Source organism: Desulfovibrio sp., assembly GCF_041907885.1.
GTDB lineage: Bacteria > Desulfobacterota > Desulfovibrionia > Desulfovibrionales > Desulfovibrionaceae > Desulfovibrio.
In genome coordinates this window covers 1-22082 of record NZ_JAYRGM010000007.1, presented here as the reverse complement: position 1 = coordinate 22082, position 22082 = coordinate 1, and the positions used below count along the sequence as shown (strand labels likewise).

Annotated in this window: 15 protein-coding genes; 5 read left to right on the top strand and 10 right to left on the bottom strand. The window is 57.8% G+C overall.

The annotated features are described in order from the left end of the window. Positions 1-13 precede the first annotated feature (13 nt). The 10 genes from ACE3NW_RS05760 to ACE3NW_RS05715 all read right to left on the bottom strand — a co-directional run bounded on the left by ACE3NW_RS05760 (position 14) and on the right by ACE3NW_RS05715 (position 12976). Entirely contained in the window at positions 14-1093 is a 1080-nt protein-coding gene (locus ACE3NW_RS05760; protein WP_374281315.1) for an iron-containing alcohol dehydrogenase family protein, read from the bottom strand. Positions 1094-1233: 140 nt separating this feature from the next. Continuing rightward, a complete protein-coding gene (locus ACE3NW_RS05755) occupies positions 1234-1674 on the bottom strand; it encodes a DUF805 domain-containing protein (protein WP_374281313.1) in 441 nt (146 codons plus the stop codon). Positions 1675-1693: 19 nt separating this feature from the next. Next, a complete protein-coding gene (gene folD, locus ACE3NW_RS05750) occupies positions 1694-2557 on the bottom strand; it encodes a bifunctional methylenetetrahydrofolate dehydrogenase/methenyltetrahydrofolate cyclohydrolase FolD (protein WP_374281311.1) in 864 nt (287 codons plus the stop codon). 186 nt (positions 2558-2743) lie between these two features. Continuing rightward, positions 2744-4045, bottom strand: coding sequence for a phosphopyruvate hydratase (gene eno, locus ACE3NW_RS05745; RefSeq protein WP_374281309.1), 1302 nt, complete (start codon positions 4043-4045; stop codon positions 2744-2746). 168 nt (positions 4046-4213) lie between these two features. Beyond that, entirely contained in the window at positions 4214-5008 is a 795-nt protein-coding gene (locus tag ACE3NW_RS05740) for a type III pantothenate kinase (protein WP_374281307.1), read from the bottom strand. Positions 5009-5234: 226 nt separating this feature from the next. Continuing rightward, entirely contained in the window at positions 5235-7064 is a 1830-nt protein-coding gene (gene glmS, locus ACE3NW_RS05735) for a glutamine--fructose-6-phosphate transaminase (isomerizing) (RefSeq protein WP_374281305.1), read from the bottom strand. A gap of 224 nt (positions 7065-7288) precedes the next feature. Then, positions 7289-9208 carry a SurA N-terminal domain-containing protein gene (locus tag ACE3NW_RS05730; protein ID WP_374281303.1) on the bottom strand — a complete coding sequence of 640 codons (1920 nt, stop codon included), beginning with the start codon at positions 9206-9208 and terminating at the stop codon, positions 7289-7291. Between the two features lie 286 nt (positions 9209-9494). Beyond that, complete coding sequence (locus ACE3NW_RS05725) at positions 9495-11018, bottom strand: sigma 54-interacting transcriptional regulator (protein WP_374281301.1); 1524 nt, start codon at positions 11016-11018, stop codon at positions 9495-9497. A gap of 98 nt (positions 11019-11116) precedes the next feature. Beyond that, positions 11117-11341: a hypothetical protein gene (locus ACE3NW_RS05720; RefSeq protein ID WP_374281299.1), complete on the bottom strand. Its 225-nt coding sequence runs from the start codon at positions 11339-11341 to the stop codon at positions 11117-11119. A 78-nt stretch (positions 11342-11419) separates the two neighbouring features. Continuing rightward, positions 11420-12976: a M23 family metallopeptidase gene (locus ACE3NW_RS05715; protein WP_374281297.1), complete on the bottom strand. Its 1557-nt coding sequence runs from the start codon at positions 12974-12976 to the stop codon at positions 11420-11422. Between the two features lie 380 nt (positions 12977-13356). Here ACE3NW_RS05715 and ACE3NW_RS05710 point away from each other — a divergent pair, with 380 nt between their 5' ends. From ACE3NW_RS05710 to ACE3NW_RS05690, 5 genes are all read left to right on the top strand, one after another. Beyond that, on the top strand, positions 13357-14706 hold the full coding sequence (locus ACE3NW_RS05710; RefSeq protein ID WP_374281295.1) for a DnaA ATPase domain-containing protein: 1350 nt from the start codon (positions 13357-13359) through the stop codon (positions 14704-14706). 150 nt (positions 14707-14856) lie between these two features. After that, a complete protein-coding gene (gene dnaN, locus ACE3NW_RS05705) occupies positions 14857-16011 on the top strand; it encodes a DNA polymerase III subunit beta (protein WP_374281293.1) in 1155 nt (384 codons plus the stop codon). After that, complete coding sequence (gene gyrB / locus ACE3NW_RS05700) at positions 16011-18416, top strand: DNA topoisomerase (ATP-hydrolyzing) subunit B (RefSeq protein ID WP_374281291.1); 2406 nt, start codon at positions 16011-16013, stop codon at positions 18414-18416. Before dnaN ends, gyrB begins: the two co-directional genes overlap by 1 nt. 206 nt (positions 18417-18622) lie before the next feature. After that, positions 18623-21169 (top strand): DNA gyrase subunit A, encoded by a 2547-nt coding sequence (gene gyrA, locus ACE3NW_RS05695; protein WP_374281289.1) that lies wholly within the window; start codon positions 18623-18625, stop codon positions 21167-21169. Positions 21170-21178: 9 nt separating this feature from the next. Then, the gene (locus tag ACE3NW_RS05690; protein WP_374281287.1) at positions 21179-21991 is read left to right on the top strand and encodes a tetratricopeptide repeat protein; all 813 of its coding nucleotides are present in this window, start codon (positions 21179-21181) and stop codon (positions 21989-21991) included. The last annotated feature ends 91 nt before the right edge of the window (positions 21992-22082 follow it).

Genomic DNA, 22082 nt, shown 5'->3' with positions numbered 1-22082 from the left:
GCGCAACGGCCTGTTACATGCGCATGAAGCGCTCGATAACGTTTTCCTTGGTGAGGATTTTTTTGAAATCCGGGCCAAGGCGGTTGGAAAGCGGCTTCTCATGCACAATGCTGGCACCGTAAAGGGCATCGTACTGCGCATCGGTCAGGCCCTGGCAGATGCCCTTGGGCAGATCAATGCCCTGGCGTTCCATCATGACCATAAAGTCTTTGTATTCATCGGGGTAGATGTCTTCCAGCACAGTAAGGGCGTAGCAGTTGGCAATGCCGTGGTGCATGTGCAGCACCATGCTGAGGCCAGCCGAAAGGGGGTGTACCACACCCACAAAACCGGCAGCCATGCCGCCCAGGAAGGAGGCGATCATGAGCTTTTCGCGGTTTTCATCGCTCATCATGTCGCTGGAAAGGTAGACCTGCTTGCTGAGGTCAATGGCCTTTTCGGCCAGCGAATCGACCACCACGTTGCGGTAAGAGCCGGTGATGCTCTCAAAGCAGTGCATGTAGGTGTCGATACCCGTGTAAAAATACTGGTTGCGGGGCACGCTGGCGGTGAGGTCGGGATCAAGCAGCACCTGCTCGAACATGGTGTAGTCGCTGTTCATGCCCAGCTTGATGTTCTTTGCCTCGTTGCAGATGATGCCCGTGCGCGAGGTTTCGGAACCCGTGCCCGAAAGGGTGGGAACGGCGATCTTGTAGGGCGCGGGGTTCTTGACCAGTTCCCAGCCCTGATAGTTTTCGGCCTTGCCGGGATTGTTCAGCAGGTTGCCCACGCACTTGCAGGTATCAAGCACGCAGCCGCCGCCAAAGGCCAGCAGGGCGCAGGGCGCAGCACCGCCAAGAAAGGCCTTTACCTGATCGGTGTAGCTGTCCACGCTGTCGGTGGTGGGTTCGTCCACGGTGTCCACATAGAGCACCATGTCCTTGCTTTCCACAGGCAGCTTGGCAAGCAGATCCTTGCCCTCAAAAAATTTGTCCACAAAAAACACGGCGGGGCCATTCACCGCGGCGCGACGCGCGCCAAGCAAATCACCAAGCTGGGTAATACTACCCGAACCAATCATATAGTAACCGACATTTTTCGCGTTGCGATACATAGTTGCCCTCTCAATAATGGCAGATGATGACCGGGCCATACGCTATAGCCAAACGTCTGGCAAGATGGCCTGCAATGGGCCACTGGCGCGGGTTTTCGCCTGTTTCCGCCGGAAGCCGGTGGAATTTTTTATGTTGCGCCTCAGACCCCGGCCCCGTCAAGAGGATCAGGCCCGAAACGGTTGGGCCCGGCAGTGCCCCTGAGCGCGTAAATGATCAACAGCGCAAGGCTTGCCAGCGCCACCGTGCAGCCTGCCAGCATCAGCAGCCCATCGGATTCAAGCACCGCCCCCGCAATGGCTGGCAGGGCCGCTGCCAGCGGCAGCAGCTGCCACCAGCCCGACATGTTGCGGTCGTGCAGCCTGCGCGTGGTTACGCCCACAGTGGGCAGCAACAACCACAGGGCCTGCACGGCGCTTACAATGGAACCCAGCGCGGGCAAAAGCGAACCCAGCAGGGCCACAAGAAGATTCAGTATAAATGTAAACAGGCAGAACCACCAGAATTCCGACCGCGAAGCCCTGCCCTTGAGTCGGCAGTACTTTTTGGTCAGGCAGAGTGTAACAGCCTCTTTGAATTCCATGGGTTCTCCCTTGTGGTTGCTAGGCCTTGGCCCTGTGCTGGTTCCATGACTGCACGGTGTTGCTCAGCAACATGGCAATGGTCATGGGCCCCACACCGCCGGGAACCGGCGTGATGGCGTGGGCCTTGGGGCTTACGCTGACAAAATCGGCGTCGCCGCACAGGCCCTCGGGCGTGCGGTTGATACCCACGTCAATGACCACCGCGCCCTCACGCACCATGTCACCCGTGATACAGCGCGGTCTGCCCATGGCAAGAAACAGAAAATCGGCCTGACGGCACTGCTCGGCAAGGTCGGGCGTGCGCGAATGGCATACAGTTACCGTGGCGTCGGCAAAGCGGCCAGAACGGGCCAGCAGCATGGCCAGGGGCTTGCCCACAATGTTGGAACGCCCCACAACCACGGCCTTTTTGCCGCTGGTGGGCAGGTCATAACGGCGCAGCAGCTCCATGACACCAGCGGGCGTACACGAAACATAGCCCGGCAATCCCAGCGAAAGCCGCCCCACGTTCACAGGGTGGAAACCGTCCACGTCCTTTTCAGGATCAATGGCCAGCAGGCATTCCTGCGCGTCCAGCCCCTTGGGCAAGGGCAGCTGCAACAAGATGCCGTCCACATTGGGGTTGGCGTTGCACTGGCCGATAAGGTCGTGCAGTTCCTGCTGGGTGGTTGTGGCAGGCAGATGGTGGGGAAAGGAAACAATACCGGCCTCGGCGCAGGCGCGCTCCTTGTTGCGCACATAAACCTGCGAAGCGGGGTCTTCGCCCACAAGAATAACCGCAAGGCCCGGTGCGCGATGCCCCTGGGCGGTGGCGGCGGCCACTTCCGCGCCGAGTTCCGCGCGGATATCGGCGGCGGTTTGTTTGCCGTCAATCAAAATCATGGTGAACTCCGAAAGTATGATGGCCGCCCAAAACAGGGCGACCGCCGCTCCCGGCCGGTGCGGCGGTCGCTGGTAAACCCGCGCACATCCACTGGCGGTTATACGCGGGTTGGAGGTCCATACGCGATCAGCGGTAAAAAACCCGCAAACACAGCCAGTTATGGCCGTGCCTGCGGGTGTGCGGATTTAGTCTTCGTCTTCGAGTTGCAGATAGTATTCGGCCATGATGGGGCCAAAGAAATCCGCGTCGTCGCCCAGTTCTTCTTCGATGCGCAGCAGCTGGTTGTACTTGGCCATGCGCTCGGAACGGCAGAGCGAACCGGTCTTGATCTGGCCCGCGTTCACGCCCACGGCGAGATCGGCGATAAAGCTGTCTTCCGTTTCGCCCGAACGGTGCGAAACAACAGTGCTGTACGAGGCTTCTTTAGCCATTTCGATGGTGTCGAGGGTCTCGGTGACCGTACCGATCTGGTTGAGCTTGATGAGAATGGAGTTGCCCACGCCCTGATCAATGCCCTCGGCCAGAATGGCGGGGTTGGTCACAAACACGTCGTCGCCCACCAGCTGCACGTGGTCGCCCAGGGCGGCAGAGAGCATGCCCCAGCCGTCCCAGTCGCTTTCGGCCATGCCGTCTTCAATGGAAATGAGGGGGTACTTCTGGGTGAATTCGCCCAGCCAGTCGCTCATTTCTGCATTGTTAAAGCTCTTGCCTTCGCCGCCCAGCACGTACTTGCCGTCCTTGAAAAATTCGCTGGCGGCAACGTCGATGGCCAGGGCCACTTCCGAACCGGGGTTGTAGCCCGCTTCTTCAATGGCCTTGATGATGTAGCCAAAGGCTTCGTCGTGGTTCTTGAGGTTGGGGGCAAAGCCGCCCTCGTCGCCCACGCTGGTCACGTGGCCGTCCTTCTTCAGAAGGGCCTGAAGGGTATGAAAAATTTCTGCGCCGATGCGCAGCGAATCGCGGAAGGTCATGGCCCCAACGGGCATGATCATGAATTCCTGAATATCCAGGTTGTTGGGAGCGTGCGCGCCGCCGTTGATGATATTCATCATGGGCACGGGCATCACCTTGGCGTTGATGCCGCCAAGATACTTGTAGAGCGGCAGACCCAGAAATTCAGAGGCCACGCGTGCGCAGGCCATGGAAACGCCCAACATGGCATTGGCGCCAAGGCGGGCCTTGTTGTCCGTGCCGTCGAGGTCGATGAGCGTATTGTCGATCTGCACCTGGCGCAGCACGTCCATACCAACAATGGCTTCGGCGATTTCGCCGTTGACGTTGTCAACAGCCTTGGTCACGCCCTTGCCGCCAAAACGGCTTTTATCGCCATCGCGCATTTCCAGGGCTTCGCGGCTACCCGTGGAGGCTCCCGAAGGCACGGCCGCACGGGCGCTGATACCGGATTCCAGCGTCACTTCCACTTCAACAGTGGGGTTGCCGCGCGAATCGAGAATCTCACGGCCATAAACAGAAGCAATGCTGCTCATTGTCTACTCCTTTTGCCCTGGCGGGCTTGTTTACGAAATACGTACCACGGCGCAAAAGGCCGACGGCGGATAATGGCGATCAGAAAAAAAGCACGCCCGTGCATGCACATGGGTCTGAAACGGTAATCCTGAAAAGCTGTGCGCCTGAACGCCAGAGACAGCCGGGTGTTATTCGACTGCGCCTCGGTCTTCATAGTGCAGCCTGCGCAGGCCATCAAGCAGCAGCATGGGCAACACCTGATCAAAAACCGTGCTCACCCTGGCAATGGAAGCGGCAAAACCGCCCGTGCCCAGCACCTTTACCGGGCCGGACATCTGCCTTTTGAGCCGCTGGGTAAGGCCCTCGACCATACAGGCGAAACCAAAAACCAGACCGTGCTGGATGCTGGTGGTGGTATTGCGCCCCGGTGTGGGCTCGTCGGCGCGCACGTCAAGGTTGACGCGGGGCAGCTTGGCGGCTTCGCGCGAAAGGGCCGTAAGGGCCGTGCGCGGGCCGGGAAAGATGAGGCCGCCCATGTAGGCATCGCCCCCAACGCAGTCGATGGTTACGGCTGTGCCAAAATCGACCACCAGCAGGGAGGGAATTTCAGGATACATACGGCGGGCCGCATACGCGCCAACAAGCCGGTCTGCGCCCACTTCTGCGGGGCGTTCGTACCGGTTTTCAAGCGGTACGGGCAGTTCCTTGCCCACGCGCTGCAAGGGGCAGCCCACGTATCGGGCCACAGCCTCGCGCAAAAGCGGGTCAAAGCCCGGCGCCACAGACGAGGCAACGCAGGCCTTGAGCTGAGAGGCGCTGACGCCCGCATGCTGCATCAGGGTGAGCAGGGTAAGGCCAAAATTGTCCGCCGTTTGGGCGGTATCGGTGCGCAGGGTGTACGAGGTCAGCACATGCCGCTCGTTGCCCAACCCAATTTTGATGGATGTATTGCCTATGTCAAAAAGCAGAATCTCGGGCTGCATGTGCGCCTCCGCAAAGGCCTGAAAGGTTACAGGGCTGGATTATGCCCAATTTGCCCCCGCTAGGCAAGCTGTGCGCTGGCCTGCCCGCAAACCGCAGACAATAGCCGTGCGGACGCAGCCTGAAGCAAAAAGAAACTCCGCGCCTGCGTGCGGGCGATGGTGCACAGCAGGCGCGGAGCCATAATTACTTGCCCTTGCGGCAATGCCGCGCAGGGATCGCAGAATGTTATTCCACCGTTACGCTCTTGGCCAGATTGCGGGGCTGATCCACATCCTTGCCGAGATAGTCGGCAGTTTCATAGCTGAAGAGCTGCAAGGCGGGCAGGGCCATAAAACCGGCCAGCGGCGCGGGCAGTTTGGGAATAACCCAGGTATCCTCGGCTCCAAGGTCAAAGCCCTCGTTGGTCAGGGCAATAACCTTGCCCTGACGGGCCTGTACTTCAACCATGTTGGACTTGACCTTGGGCAGCAGGGCATCGTCCAGAGCCAGAGCAAAGGTGGGGAAGGAGGGATCGATAAGGGCAATGGGCCCGTGCTTCATCTCGCCAGCAGCGTACCCTTCGGCATGGATATACGAAAGCTCCTTGAGCTTCAACGCGCCTTCGAGGGCCAGCGGGTAGCAGTGCCCGCGCCCAAGGTAGAAGAAATTGCGGGCCTGCGCATATTTGCGCGAAAGCTCGCGGGCTGTTTCGTGCATGGCGGGCAGGGCCGCATCCAGCATGGCGGGCAGATTTTCGAGCATGCCAATGATCTTGCGGCGTTCCTCTGCGGGCATGGTTCCGTTGCGCTTGCTCCAGTACAGGGCCATGAGGGCCAGCATGAGCATCTGGCTGCACATGGCCTTGGTGGAGGCCACGCTTATTTCCGGCCCGGCCTGGGTGTAGAGCACGGCCGAGGCATCGCGGGCTATGGAAGAACCCACAACGTTGCACAGGCCAAGCACGGTGATACCGCGCTCGCGGGCAATGCGCAGGGCAGCCAGGGTGTCGGCGGTTTCGCCGCTCTGGCTGATGACAAGCACCATGTCGTCCTTGTCGAGCAAAAGCGAATCCCTGTAACGGAATTCAGAGGCAATCTCTACCTGCACGGGCACATGCGCCCAGTGCTCAAGCAGATGCCTGCCCCACATGCCGGAATGGTACGACGTGCCGCAGGCCACAATGTGCAGACGGCGCGGCACGGGCAGGCTGTCCAGCTCTGCAAGGCGCACATCGGCGTGGTCGCCTTCCACACGGCCCGTGAGGCCGTCGGTGATAACGCGGGGCTGCTCAAAAATTTCCTTGAGCATAAAGTGGCGGTAGCCGCCCTTTTGCGCGGCCTGCATGTCCCACTGGATGGTCTGCGGCTCAGGCTGCACCGGGCTCAGATCCTTGAGACGCATGATGGCAAAGTCCGAAGCCGTGGCGCGCACCAGCTCGCCGTCTTCAAGAAAGATAACCTGGCGGGTATAGGGCAGAAACGCGGGAATATCCGAAGCCACAAAGTTTTCGCCCGTGCCCTGGCCAAAAATGAGCGGGGCAGACATGCGCGCGGCATAGATGACGCCGGGTTCGTCCTTGTCCATGAGGCAGACGGCATACGCGCCGTGGGCTTCGCGCAGGGCAGCGGCAAAGGCGTGCAGCAGGTCGGGCTCGGTTTTGCGGCGCTCGGCAATAAGGTTCACCAGCACTTCCGTGTCGGTTTCAGAGCTGAAGGTATAGCCCTTGGCCGCTAGGTCTGCCTTGATTTCCTGATAGTTCTCGATGATGCCGTTGTGAACAATGGCCAGAGAGCCATCGTTGGAACGGTGGGGATGGGCGTTGCGCTCGGCAGGCACGCCGTGGGTGGCCCAACGGGTGTGGCCCATGGCACTGGTGGGCGTGGTGATGCCTTCTTCGTGCGCCAGTTTTTCTTCCAGCGAGGCCAGCTTGCCCGTGGCGCGCACCACATGCAGATCGCCCTGGCGGGCAAAGGCCACGCCAGCAGAATCATACCCACGGTATTCAAGACGGCGCAGGCCCTCAACCACAACGGGGACAGCAGGCCTGTGACCCGCATAACCGATAATGCCGCACATAAAGTGCCTCCTTTCATGCCGGGCAGGGCCCGGTCACAGACCACACTGGTCGCTCTATGAAGAATAGGTAGGTATGTCGTTTTGTAAACATCCCGCCCGTAAGCACGGGGAGGAATGCGGGGGAAATATGCAAGGCCGGAACCGCTGGTGCGGTTCCGGTCCATTATAATACTGGGCGACTTGCGGCAAGCCCCGGCTCTGGCGCAAAGGCTGCGCGGCAAGCGCTACATGTTCTTTCTGTCAACTATATCCATATTGAGCACCTCAACCTTGGCGGTCGAAAGCAGGCGCTGCATAAAGGTTTCGTACAGACCCTGAACGCGCTCGCGCTCCACGGCATTGACCATGATATCCTTGATCATGTCCCATTCCGAGGGGTCGGGGGGCTGCACAGCGCCCACATGCACAAGCACGGCTCCCTGGCCATCCTTGGGGCTGCTGACGGCAAAGGCTGCGGGCAGCCACTGGCCGACCTTGGCGCTGAACACGGCGGCGGCAAGCTCTGGATCAGGACCAAAATCCGCCAGGCTGCCGCTGCGGTCCATGGGCTTGGCGGTCTTGATGCCCATACCCGTCTTGAGCGTGGGATTGATGGAGCCGTCGGTCAGGCCCTTGCGGCGCTCGGCGGCCGCGCGCATGGCGTCGGCCAGCGCTTTTTCGCCCTGCAACTTTGCGACAATCTTGTCTTTCACAGCCTCAAGGGGCTGGGTAGAAGCGGCCTCTGCCTTGAGCACGCGGGCAACCACATAGGCGTCGCCAGCTTCAAGTGCCCTGTCCACAGGCGAATTGGCCGGAGTTTTTTCAAGGGTAGCTGCGCCTTCAGCCGTTACGCCCAGCTTCTGCTGCAATTCCTGAGCAGTGGCAAGGCCGCTCTGCTGCGCTTCAAGGCCCAAGGCCTGAGCGCTCTTTTCGAGGGGCTTGCCGAGAATATTGTCTTCAATGAGGTTGTCGAGCACGTCGCGCAGCTTGTCCGCGCCCTGATCCTTGGCCATGGCCGCGCGCACCTGGGCTGCCACATCGGCAAAGGACTGCGTGCCGCCGCCCTTCTTTTCTTCCACCTTGATGATATGCAGGCCAAACTGGCTGCGCACAGGGGCAGAAACCTTGCCCGCATCAAGGGCAAAGGCCGCATCTTCAAAGGGTTTGACCGTGGTGCCGCGCTTGAGCCAGCCCAGCTCGCCGCCGGGGCCGGCAGCATTGGGGCCGTTGTGGGCATTGGCCACATCGGCAAAGCTTTTGCCGCTCTTGAGCTCGGCCTGAATGGCAGCAGCAGTTTCCTGGGCCTTTTTCACGTCTGCTTCGGAGGCGTCTTCGGCCAGGGGCACAAGAATGTGGGCTGCCTTGATTTCTTCCTGCTGATTGAAGCGCGAGGCATTGGCCTCGTACCACTTGCGGGCATCGGCCTCGCTGATGGATTCGGGCTTGACCAGCCCTTCAGGGGCAAGCCGGATATAGGACACGTCCACCTTGGGCGGTACGGCAAATTCGGCCTTGTGGCTGTCGTAGTAGGTGGCCACTTCCGCGTCGGTGGGCTTGGCTGCGGCCATAAATTCGGCAGCGGGAATAAAAATGTAGTCGGGCACGCGCTGTTCGCGCAGGAAGTTGTAGCGGTTCTGCGCCTCGGCGGGATCGTGCCAGGCAGCGCCAGTAACAAGAGCAAAAAGCTTTTGGCGCAGCATGTCCTCGCTCATGTCGTGCTCGTACTGGGCGGGCGCAATGCGCTGCATTTGCAGAACTCGCTTGTAGGATTCCGCATCAAACTGCCCGTTGGCGTTCTGGAAGGCGGGAACCTGGCCCACAGCAATGCGCAGCTCAAAGGGGGTAACCGTAATGCCAGCGCGGGCTGCTTCCTGCCGCACAAGGGTCTGGCTGATGAGATCGCGCAGCACCTGACGCCCCAGGCCCTGACGAACCTGCTCACGCTTGGCACCAGGATTGTTGCGCATCACGGATTCTTCCGCGTTACGGTAGGCCAGCTCAAAATCGCGTATGGTGATGGGCTCGCCGTTGACGGTGGCCACAAGGCTGCCCGTGCTGCGGTCCTTCATGCTGCCCACGCCCCAAAAAATGAAGACGAGAATAATCAGGCCAAAGGCCAGTTTGACGCCAAGAGACTGTGAATTTGAACGGATATACTCAAGCATGCTTACTCCGAGATGCGGTATTTCCAAAAAGATAGTGAGGATCATATGCGCAAACCGCATGAAACTCAACAACAGGAACACCAGGCAACAAAAAACCACATTTCCCTGAGGAATATGGCCCTGGTCAGGCAAACTGCTTATGCCATGCCTGCAAATATGCACCGTGCGCTGGTGCAGCCATGCCCTAAAAAACACAGCCAGCTCTTCTGAAAAAAATCAGACAAAGCTGGCCGCAATAAAAGTTATCGTGCTCATCTACGCTATGGACAAAAAACTATCCAATAAATCAGTCGATGGGATGCCCGGCAGCGCGGTATTCGTTGAGCTTGTTGCGCAGCGTGCGTACAGAAATGCCCAACAGGTCGGCGGCCTGGGTGCGGTTGCCAGAGGTTACCTCCAGCCCCTTGAGAATCATGATCCGTTCCATTTCGTGCAGAGGAATTACCGCTCCCTGCATGGTGCCTTCTGCCGTGGGGGCTGCGGCTGCGGCAAGGGCCGCATAACTGGCAGCTCCTTGTGCTTCGCCCCCGGCAGCCTGGGCAGTTGCGGCTGGCATGGCAAGGGAATCATCTGCGCCGCAGCTGGCGGGGTTTGCCCCCATGCCTGCGGGTGCGGGGGCTTCTTCTTCAAACAGCGGCCAGTCGTCGTTTTCCAGCAAGAAATGGCAGGGTTCCACCGGTCTGCCGTTGGCCAGCAGCACGGCTCGTTCCATCAGATTTTGCAGCTCGCGCACATTTCCGGGAAAATCATACTGCTGTAGCCACGTAATGGCACTTTCAGAGAGGGGTGACACCGGCAGCTGATATTCACGCGTATACATATTCATGAAAAAGCGCGCCAGTTGCAGCACATCGTCGCCGCGCTCACGCAGCGAGGGCAGGCGCAGCGGAATGACGTTGAGCCGGAAGTACAGATCCTGACGGAACTTGCCCTCTTTAACCCAGCCCTCAAGATCGCGGTTGGTGGTGGCAAGCACGCGCACGTCAACCTTGATGGTTTCCGTGCCCCCCACGCGGTCGATCTCGCCTTCCTGAAGCACGCGCAGCAGCTTGGCTTGCAGGGCCATGTCCATTTCAGAAATTTCGTCCAGCAGCAGGGTTCCGCCGTCGGCCAGCTCGAATTTGCCGGGCTTGCGCGCAATGGCCCCGGTAAAGGCGCCTTTTTCGTGGCCAAAAAGTTCGCTTTCCAACAGATGTTCTGGCAGAGCGGCGCAGTTTACAGCCACAAAGGCCTGATCAGCGCGCTTGCTCATGGCATGCAGATAACGGGCAAACATTTCCTTGCCTGTGCCAGATTCGCCGGTGATCAGCACCGTTGCGCGCGAACCGGCAACCTGCCGCGCCAGTTGCAGTACCCGGGCTATGGCCGGGTGCTCGCCCACAATTCGGGGGCCAGAGCCCTCGTGGTGGGCCTTGTGTCCGCCAAGCGTTGAAACGGCAGGCACGGGCGCTGTTTTACGTTTTTGACCGGCAACAGCGGCAATACGCTCAACATCAAGGGGCTCAATCCAGTAATCGCGCGCGCCAAGGCTCAAAAGCCTTTCGGCCTCTTCGGCGCTGCCCTTGTCGGTAATAACGATAACTGGCGGAAAATTGGGATCTTCTGCTCCCACGCCCAGCAGGTCTTCAACCCGGTAGCCAGGCAGGGAAGGGCGCGAAAAAATGACATCCGGCCCGGATTTTTTGATAAAAACCGAAGCGCCTTTAAGATTTTCTGCAATGCCAAGCTCAAAACCCGCGTTGCGCAACGCGGGAAAGACGGCAGTAACTGCCTGAGCGGGGGTAAGAAAAAGAAGACGGCGCGATGACATAAGAATTTGTGTACCGTTTCGCGCTTCACAATGCAACCGCTCAGGCCCCAAACGGGGCGTATTCAGTCACTTGCAGGCAAAATCAGGATTAAAAGCTGTTACGCCCAGCCGCTGGCAATATTGCCAAGGCCATGCATGTTGCCCGCAGAAAGCCGCCACTGGGTCTGCATGAAAGATTTTGCGCTTTCTTCCTGAAAGAGAGCGTCCGCTGCTGCTGTGCTGTCGCCCATTATGGACGGATAAAATACAATGGCACAGGGATTGTCCAACGAACCGTCAACAACCACAAATGTCATGCCGGATACAGGATCATAATGGGTCATACCAATCCTCCTGCATGCAAAATGCCACCACAGTGACGCACAGTTCCTTCTGACTCTGACCGTTTTGGACAGGGGCCATCAGTTTTTGTGCTTTTTCTTGCGCTTTTCGGTCTTCTTTTCCGGCTCGGCTGTCTTTTCCTGCTGGGGCTGCTCCACCTGGTCGGGCACGATGCTGTCAACCGTGTATTCTGCCGCGCTCTGCTCACCCTTGAGCAGGGCAAGTTCCTGAGCCATTACCTTTTCAAATGCGCCCATGGCAGATTTGCTGACCGGCTCCCCACGGGGGTTGATGGCCTTGCCGGGATTGATGAACCTGCCGCCCTGCCGCAGTCTGAAATCCAGATGAGGGCCGGTGGCAAGACCAGTCATGCCCACAAAACCAATAACCTCGCCCTGACGCACTTTCTGGCCGTTCTTGAGCCCTCTGGCATACCCGGAAAGGTGCGAATACATTGATTCAAGCCCGCCGCCGTGGCGCACTATAACCTGATTGCCGTAGCCGCCCGACCAGCTCTTTGCTGTCACCACGCCCTCACCCACAGCCTTGACGGGCGTACCCGTGGGCGCGGCGTAATCCACACCCTCGTGAGGTCTGCTGTATCCCAGAACAGGGTGCAGCCTGTTGTGCGTAAAGCGTGATGTCACCCGCGTAAAGGCCAGCGGAGCCTGCAAAAGCGACTTGCGTATGTTCTCGCCCTTGCTGTTGAAATAACTGGCGCTCTTGCTGCCCTCGCGGAACAGATAGGCCTCGAAGGTCTTGCCCTTGTTGGTGAAATGCGCGGCAATAATGCGCCCATATCCCTTGTATTCGCCTTCACGGTAGCGCTTTTCAACCAGCACTGAAAAGGAATCGCCTTCCTGAAGATCGCGGATAAAGTTTATCTCCGACCCAAAAAGTTCTGCCAGCCTCAATGCCAGCTGCGGTCTTTCACCCGCGTCGGCCACAGCCTGAAAAAGATTGTCATCAATGACCGTACTCACCGTGCTGAGCAGGGTTGTGTATTCAATGGCCTCCACGCGGGCCACAGGCTGTTCCATGCCCTCAACCACCAGACGGCGGCGGTTGTCTATCTCGTACTCAAAACGCTTTACCTTGCCGGTGGCGGTATCGGTAATAACCACGTAGGGTTGCCCATCGCGGAAGGCCCGCATGGAAAAAACCCTCTTGGCAGCGTTTATGTATTCCTGCGCCGCCTGGCTGTCCGCCCCGGCGAGCATTTTGACAACAGTGTCGCCCTTTTCCACCGTTCCGCGTACCACCGCCTCCCCAGGTGCTGCGCCTTCTTCATCTGACGAAGCGTTATCCTGTTTTTTAGGGTTGGCATCGGATTCTTCATCCGATTTATCACCCTCTGCACGCTCTACGGGCTGGCCTGAAACCTTTTCAGGTTCCTGCTGCGGATGTTGCCCGGCCTTGCCCGATTCGATCTTGCCAGATTCGTCTTTGCCCGATTCAGACTTTCCAGCTTTGTCATGGCCAGCTTCGGGCTGTGCAGGATCAGCAGATGCTGCCTGTTCCTCAGCGGCATTGTGCCGATCATCAAAAGGCGGCAGCCCCTTGTGCCAGGCAAACACGCCCGCAAGAAGCAACACCAGGGCCACACCGACCAAGCAGATTTTTTTGTTCACAGACATGTAAAACATATACCTTTCGTGATGTTCATTGTCCAGCCAGCAGAAACTGCCCCTTGGGTTTTTCACAACTTTTCACAGGTAATGCAGCATTTTACACCGCTCTGCGCACGGGCCGTCCCGTGTTGACAATTTTTAAACAGCCGCAGGCCTTCAGCGCCACCAAGCGCCTGTTGCAGCATATTTTACGCCTACGCCCCAGGCCCTGCGGCACTTGTTTCGTATCAAGCTTTATGGTATGCCTGTTCTTTGCTCCTTCACGGCGTGAACCGCGCCAAATCCGGCGCGCAAGGCTTGTTGGCCCTGCCGAAAAACCCGGTCTCTGTGGCGTTGCACGCAGAAGGAACTGTTATCCACAGGCCTATGGACAGGCCACGCACGCTATGCTGAAAAACGAGTTGCGGGACATACTGGCTCTGCAAAAAGCCGAAGACAGGGGAGAATGGCTGGAATCCCTTACCCTGCGGCACGATGGCCATACGCTGCATGTTGGTTTTCCCCACTTTTATTTTGCCGCGTGGTTCAGCCAGCACAAGCGCGATCTTTTTGAAAAGGCGCTTTCCTGCCGTTTTGCCGATGAACAGCTTCCGCACATCGAATATGAGCAGCCCGCCCTGGGCCCAGCATTGGGGCGTGCTCAGGCTGGAATTTCTCAACACGCGGAGCAGCAGTACACAGGCCGGGAAGCTTCTGGCACAACGGAGCGCTCCACAGTTTCGGCAGCGCCCAAAAACGAAAACGATGCTTTTACTGCCTTTATCGCCAACGCAAAAAATGCCTTTCCGCTGGCTGCCGCCAAGGAAATAGCCGAGCAAAGGGCTGGTGTGGCCTACAACCCCTTTTTGCTCTGCGGGCGCAGTGGCACGGGCAAAAGCCACATTCTGCGGTCCATGGCCGCCACACTCAGGCAAAGCCAGACCGGCAACCGCGTTATCCTTGCCTCGGCTGCACGTTTTTGCGCCGATAATCCGGCCTGGGTGCGCCACCCCGAACTTTTCTGGCAACAGTGCGACGTGCTGCTGCTGGACGACATACAGGAACTGGCCGGGCAAACCGCCTGGCAGCAAAAGCTTGTTTCCTGCATGGATGCCTGCCCGCACGCTGCAAGCCAGCAACGGAGGGCAGGGCAGATGGTATTTGCCTGCACAGGTCAGCCCCAGGCACTCAAGGCACTGGACGAACGCCTGCGCTCAAGGCTTGAAAGCGGTCTGGTAGTGGAACTCATGGAACCCGACCTCGACGTGCGCATGCGCTATTTGCAGGCCATGTGCAAAGAGCGCAACATGAGTCTTTCACGCGACCAGCTGCTGTTCATAGCACAGCGCTGTTCGCAGTTTCGGTTGTTGCAGGGCCTGCTGCTCAAGGTGGCGGCCTTTTGCTCGGTAACCGGGTGCGAGCTTTCGCAGGCAGACCTTGAGAACATTGTGCGCACAGGTGTGGCCGACAAAACACCAGGCTGCCTCGAAATTCTTGGCGAGGTAGCCCGAACCATGAATCTGCGCGCAGAAGACGTACTTGGCGGCAAGCGCCGCCCAGACCTTGTTTTGGCCCGTCAGGTTTCCATGTATATATGTCGGCGCAAGCTGGGGCTTTCGTACCCCGAACTTGGGCGGGCCTTTGGTGGAAAGGACCATAGCACAGTCATACATGCCATTAAAAAGATTAAGAAAATTCTAGTTAGTGACAAAGCGCTCCAACAGATGGTGACAGAACTGGAGCTGAAGACACAATAGATCAGGGTCAACAAGGCAAAATCACAGTGGAATGTTCCTGCCGTTTCCTGGGAGCACGCTGGAATGTTCCAGCGAATTTTCAATAAAAAAAGCAAGTTAACTGCTTTACGAACATAGCTACAGAAGCCAATAATAGTAAGGAAAAAAGATATGAAACTTACTGTAAACAAAGAGCAAATCATTGAAGGCCTGCTGAAGGCTGCTGCCATCATACCCGCCAAGGCAGGGGCGCAGTATCTGCGTTCCATCTGGCTGAAGGCCGAGGATGGCAGCCTTTCCGTCATGTCCACCGATGCCAACATTGAGTTTACCGGGCGTTATCCCGCAGAGGTTGCCAAACCCGGTCTCATAGGTGTTCAGGGCAGAGCCTTTGTTGATCTTGTGCGTCAGCTGCCCACGGGCGTGCTGCACCTCACTCTTGATGAGGCTTCTGGCAATCTGCTTATCGAACAGGGCAGGCGCACCTACAAACTGCCTGTGAGCGGGGCAGAGTGGTTTCAGAATTTTTCGGCCTTTCCTGCCGAAAATGCCGTTACCTGGTCTGGCGACTTTTTGCAGGATGTTCTGGACAAGGTGGCCTTTTGCATCAGCGACGACGATGCCATGGACGCCATTGCCTGCCTGTGCATGAAACCGCGCGGCAACGGACGCATTGATGTATGCGGGCTCAACGGCCACCAGTTTGCCCTGGTCTCCTTTACCCACGATGAACTGGCCGAGCGTTTGCCAGAATCGGGCATGCTGATACAGAAAAAGTATCTGCAAGACATAAAAAAATGGCTTGGAGTGGATGAAATAGAGCTCAACATCACAGACAAGCGCCTGTATCTGCGCAGCCTTGACGGTGCTGAAACGCTCAGCCTGCCCCGTGCTGCTCACGAATACCCCGATTACAATATCTTTATGAGCAAGCTGGCCAGCGAAGACATGCACCCCATGACTCTGGCCCGCAAGGAAACCATTGAGGCTCTTGGCCGTATTCTCATTTTCAATACCGAGAGCGACCGCTGCACCTACATGGATCTTACCGCTGGCGAGGCCCTGCTTTCTGCCCAGGGGCAGGATGTGGGCTCGGCCAACGAAAGCCTTGAAGTTACCTACAACGGCGATATAAAGCGCATTGCCTTCCCCACACGTAATCTGCTTGACGTGCTGGGCCACTTTGTTTCTGCAAAGATCGACATGATGCTTACCGGTTCTGAAGGCCCCTGCGGCATACGCGGCGGCGACGACACCGACTACACGGTCATTATCATGCCCATGAAGGTTTCTGAAACGACCTACTATAGCGAGGAAGACGTTTAATGGCTCCTGAAACCGGCAACGGCGGGTATAACGCCTCTTCCATTACCATTCTGGAAGGCCTTTCGGCTGTGCGCAAGCGCCCGGCCATGTACATCGGCTCTACAGACACGCGCGGCCTGCACCACCTGGTCTACGAGGTAGTGGACAACTCCATTGACGAAGCCATGGCTGGCTTTTGCTCGCGGGTCACCGTTATTCTGCACGCAGACAACAGCGTTACCGTGCGCGACGACGGGCGCGGCATTCCTGTGGATATTCACCCCAAGGAAGGCGTGCCCGCCGTGCAGGTGGTCATGACCAAGCTGCACGCTGGCGGCAAGTTTGATAATTCTAGCTACAAGGTTTCGGGCGGCCTGCACGGCGTGGGCGTTTCGTGCGTCAATGCCCTTTCCGAGGAGCTTACGGTCACCGTGCGCCGCGACGGCAAGCGCTACCGCCAGCACTACGCCCGTGGCGTACCGCAGGACGAACTGGCGGTTATCAGCGAGGGCTTTGTGGAAGGGCACGGCACAACCGTGCGTTTCAAGCCTGACGAAGAGATTTTTGAGGTTCTCGAGTTTTCATATGAAACATTGAAGAAGCGCTTTGAGGAGCTGGCCTATCTTAACCGGGGCCTGACCATCGAGTGCATCGACGAACGCATCGGCGAGACCCATGTTTTTCATGCAGAGGGTGGTATTCGCCAGTTTGTGGGCGATCTCAACTCTGGCGAGCAGGGTATTCACCCCATTATTTTTGGCGAAGGCGTGGTGGACAATGTGACCGTTGATTTTGCCCTGCAATACAATGCCGGGTACAAGGAAAACATTTTCACCTTTGCCAACAACATTCGTACCAAGGAAGGCGGTACCCACCTGGTGGGCTTCCGCACTGCGCTTACCCGCGCCATCAACGGCTATATCAAGGGCCAGGCCGACCTGGTCAAAAAGATGAAGAACACCTCGCTGTCGGGCGACGACGTGCGCGAGGGGCTCACTGCCGTTATCAGCGTAAAGCTGCCGCAGCCGCAGTTTGAAGGGCAGACCAAGACAAAGCTTGGCAACAGCGAAATTGCCGGTCTGGTGGCTGGCGTGGTCTACGACCGCCTTAACGTCTACTTTGAGGAAAATCCCAAGGATATCCGCCTCATCATCGACAAGGCCGTGGACGCGGCCCGTGCGCGCGATGCCGCCCGCCGCGCCAAGGAACTGGTGCGCCGCAAGGGTGCGCTTTCCGATAACTCACTGCCCGGCAAGCTTGCCGACTGCCAGAGCAAGGATCCTGTTGAATCCGAACTGTTCATCGTGGAAGGTGATTCGGCAGGCGGTTCTGCCAAACAGGGGCGCAATCCCAAGAATCAGGCCATTTTGCCCCTGCGCGGCAAAATTCTGAATACAGAGCGCACCCGCTTTGACAAAATGCTGGCCAACAAGGAAGTAAAGGCCCTCATTACCGCCATGGGCGCGGGTATTGGCGAGGAAGATACCGACCTCGACAAGCTGCGCTACCATAAAATCATCATCATGACAGACGCCGACGTGGACGGAGCGCACATCCGCACCCTGCTGCTGACCTTTTTCTTCAGGCAGTATCAGGAGATGGTGGAGCGTGGCTTTGTCTACATTGCACAGCCGCCTCTGTACCGCGTACACAACTCGCGTATGGAAAAATTCATCAAGGACGACCCGGCGCTCAACGAGTTTCTGCTCACCCGCGTGAGTGAAGACGTGGCCGTGCTGGCATCAAGCGGCAAGCAATACACGGGCAAAGAACTCATCGGGCTCATGGAACATATCGAAAAGCTTGAAACCCGTGTGAACGATGCCGAAATGGCAGGTACGCCCCGCGACCTCTTTTTGGCGCTTGTTACCTATGGCAAGCAGATCGACGCCCAGAGCCTTGAAAATCAGGACAGCGAGCTCACCGGCTGGCTCAATGAACACGGCTACATGCTGACCCTTGAGCGCGAAAAGAGCGAAGACGAAGAAGAACGCCTGTTTGCGGTGTTTGAAAATACCGGCGGCCATCACACCCGCAGGGGTATGGAGTTCTTTTCTTCACGTCTGTACAAGCAGGCCTGGCAGCTCTTTGACGAGCTGCGCAGCCAGTGCGGTTCGTTTGCCTTTACCCTGCGCAAGAAGGACGGCGAGGTTGCCGCAGAAGACCAGTTTACACTCATGCGCATGGTGCTTGACGAAGCCCGCCGTGGCATCAACATCCAGCGTTACAAGGGTCTTGGTGAAATGAACCCCGACCAGCTCTGGGTGACCACCATGAATCCTGAAAACCGTGTGCTCTTGCAGGTTTCGGTAGAGGACGCCAACGAGGCGTCGGATGCCTTTGTGGAGCTTATGGGCGACCGTGTGGAACCGCGCCGCGAATTTATCGAGCGCAACGCCCTGGCTGTGCAGGATCTGGATATTTAAGGAATACGGGCGCGCGCAAGGCTGCTTTACCGGCAGCCGCGCGCCTATGAGTGACATATTGATTTTATGTGCTGCACAGCGCGTTACACGCTTTGTTGTACAGCATGAATGTAAAATGGGGTTTCAGAGGCTTACAGGCCGTCTGACAGCCGGGGGGCTTGGCCTCCCACCCCAAAATAACAGCAGCGAGGCCCGCAGTGGCAGATATGCAGCAGCCGCAGATAAGCATAGAAACAGAACTCCGCAAATCGTATCTGGAGTATTCCCTTTCGGTCATCATAGGACGCGCCATTCCCGACGCGCGTGACGGCCTTAAGCCGGTACACAGGCGTATTCTTTTTGCGCAGTACGAGCTTGCCAACAACTACAACCGTCCGCACAAAAAATCCGCGCGCATCGTCGGTGACGTTATCGGTAAATATCACCCGCACGGCGATTCTGCCGTGTACGATGCGCTGGTGCGTATGGCGCAGGAATTTTCCATGCGCGATCCGCTGGTGGACGGGCAGGGCAACTTTGGTTCCATTGACGGCGATGCCGCTGCTGCCATGCGTTATACCGAAGTGCGCATGTCCAAGCTTGCCCAGGAATTTTTGAACGACCTGGACAAGAACACCGTAGATTTTCGGCCCAACTACGATAATACCCTTCAGGAACCCACGGTCATGCCGAGCAAGGTTCCCAACCTGCTGCTCAACGGCAGCTCTGGTATTGCCGTTGGTATGGCCACCAACATTCCGCCCCACAACCTGGGCGAACTGTGCGATGCCCTGCAACTGCTGCTCGACAACCCGCAGTGCAGCGTTGACGACCTCATGGATTATGTGAAAGGGCCGGACTTTCCCACCAGGGGCTATGTGTATGCGGGCAAAGGCCTGTACGATGCCTACCATACCGGGCGCGGCACGGTTAAGGTGCGGGGCCGCATAGAGATTGAAGACCGCAAAAAGGGTGCGCAGAGCATTATTATCCGCGAAATTCCCTTTGGGCTCAACAAAAGCTCGCTGGTGGAAAAAATCGCGGCTTTGGTCAACGACCGCAAGATTGACGGCATCACCGACCTGCGCGACGAATCCGACCGCAAGGGTATCCGCGTGGTTATCGACCTCAAGCGCGGCACCATCCCCGATATTGTGGTCAATGCCCTGTACAAGTTTACGCCGCTTGAATCGAGTTTTGGTATCAACATGCTGGCCGTGGTGGACAACCGCCCCCAGCTGCTGAACCTCAAGACGGCTCTTTCGTGTTTTGTGGATCACCGGCGCGAGGTGGTCATACGCCGCACGCGCTATGATCTGGAAAAAGCCGAGGCCAGGGCCCATATTCTGGAAGGCCTGCGCATCGCCATCGACAACATCGACGAGGTGGTGGCCCTTATCCGCGCTTCTGCCAATCCAGAAGAAGCCCGCAACGCCCTGATGGAGCGTTTTGCCCTTTCAGAGGTACAGGCCAAGGCCATTCTTGAAATGCGCTTGCAGCGCCTTACCGGTCTTCAGCGCGAAGAGCTGATGAACGAATACAAGGATCTGCTGCAAAAGATAGAATTCTACCGCTCCATTCTGGAAAATGCCGAAGTGCTGCGCAGCGAACTCAAGCGCGAGATTGCCGAAATCCGCGATACCTTTGCTACCCCGCGCCGTACCGAAGTGCTGCGCGAAGCCCTGACAGACATCGACATTGAAGACCTCATTCCCGACGAAGAAGTGGTCATCACACTTTCGCGCCGTGGCTACATGAAGCGCACAGGGCTGGAAAACTACCAGCAGCAGAAGCGCGGCGGCAAGGGTATTGCCGCTCTGCACACCTCGGATGACGACTTTGTGCAGGAATTTTTGACCACCACCAATCACCAGTACCTCTGCCTGTTCACCAACAAGGGCCGCATGCACCAGCTCAAGGTGCATCAGGTTCCCGAAGGCAGCCGCACGGCCAAGGGTGTTCATATCAACAACCTGCTGCCGCTTGAAGAAAACGAGTGGGTTACCACGGTGCTGGCCCTGCGCGAATTTGCCGAGGACAAGTTTTTCCTCTTCATTACCAAGCGCGGTATGATCAAGCGTTCTTCGGCCTCGCTGTACGCCAAGTGCCGCAAGACAGGCCTCATGGCCGTGGGCCTGCGTGAGGATGACGAACTTGTGGTTGTGCGTCCCATACGCGACAACAGCCATATTGTGCTTGCTACGGCAGACGGCTTTTCAATACGCTTTGCCTGTAACGATGTACGCCCCATGGGCCGCGTTGCCACAGGCGTCAAGGGCATTGCCCTGCGCAGGCAGGATTTTGTGGTGGCCGCTGTCATCATCAAGGATATCGATCAGACGACCGAAATCATGTCCATTTCTGCCAACGGCTACGGCAAGCGTACAAGTGTGGATCTTTACCGCCTGCAATCGCGCGGCGGCAAGGGCATCATCAACTTCAAGGTTACGGGCAAGACCGGGCCTGTGGTTGGGGCCATGCCCGTGCGCGATAGCGACGGTCTTATCCTGCTGACCTCGTCCAACAAGATTGTGCGCATAGGCGTTGACGATGTGCGCAGCAAGGGCCGCGCCACCATGGGCGTGATGCTTGTGCGCCTGGACGAAGGCGCGCATGTGGTTGGTTTTGACCGCGTGGACGAAGGCGGCCAGACAGGCATAGATGCCACCGCCGAAATGGACGATGACGATTTCAGCGGTATTCCTTCTGTTCCCGCCGGTGAGCCGCAGGTGCTTGACGACAAGGGCGAAGCTGACAACGAAGGCGAGGAATAAATCCTGCTGATGATAAATGTGCGTGCGGTTTGCGGCAAGGCCTTGGCCCTGTGCCTGTGTGTGGTTTTTGCGGGCTTTCTGTGTGCTTGTAAGGACCAGAGCATGGTGGGTGACGACCTTTCCGCAGCCCGCACGGCAGTCTCCCTGCGTGATTGGTCACTTGCCGAAAGGCTGTTAGAGCGTTATCTGCGTGAGGCGCGGAGTGCTGATCTGCGTTGGGAGGCATGGCAGCAGCTGCTGGTGGTGCTCAATGCCGCCGGGCAGGAGCCCCGGGCCACCCTGGAATGTCTTGAAACCATGCTGGCCGAGTTTGCGGATAATGATGCCCGCAGCGCCGTTATATTGCGCCGCATGGGTGAGGTAAACGAAGGCATGCGCCGTTATGGCCGTGCCGCCGATGCCTGGAATGCATATATCGGTCTTGGCGGGTTGACCGCAGAGCAGACAGTGGAAGGCTACCGCAGGCTGGCGGCCATGCAGTTCAATCTGCGCCGCTTTGATGCGGGAGAAGATACCTTGCAGCAGTGTCTGGCACTGCCCATGGCTGACCACGACAAAATAATGTGCATGTATGACCTTGCCGACCAGAACATGGCAAGGGAGCGCTGGCAGGAAGTTTCAGACCTTTGTCAGCAAATACTCGACAGCGACCCGGACAAGACCGTGCGCGGCCTGACTGGGTATTTGCTGGCTGATGCCCTTGAACAGCTTGGCAAAACCAAAGAAGCCCTTAAATACTTTGAGCTGGCCCGCGACGATTACCCCAATCCGTCGGTCATTGATAACCGCATTGCGCATCTGCGCAAAAAACTGAAGAAGTAAGGCCTATGATCAAGCACGAATGCGGCGTATTCGGCATTTACGACCATGAAGAAGCGGCTCGTCTGGCTTATTTCGGTTTGTACGCACAGCA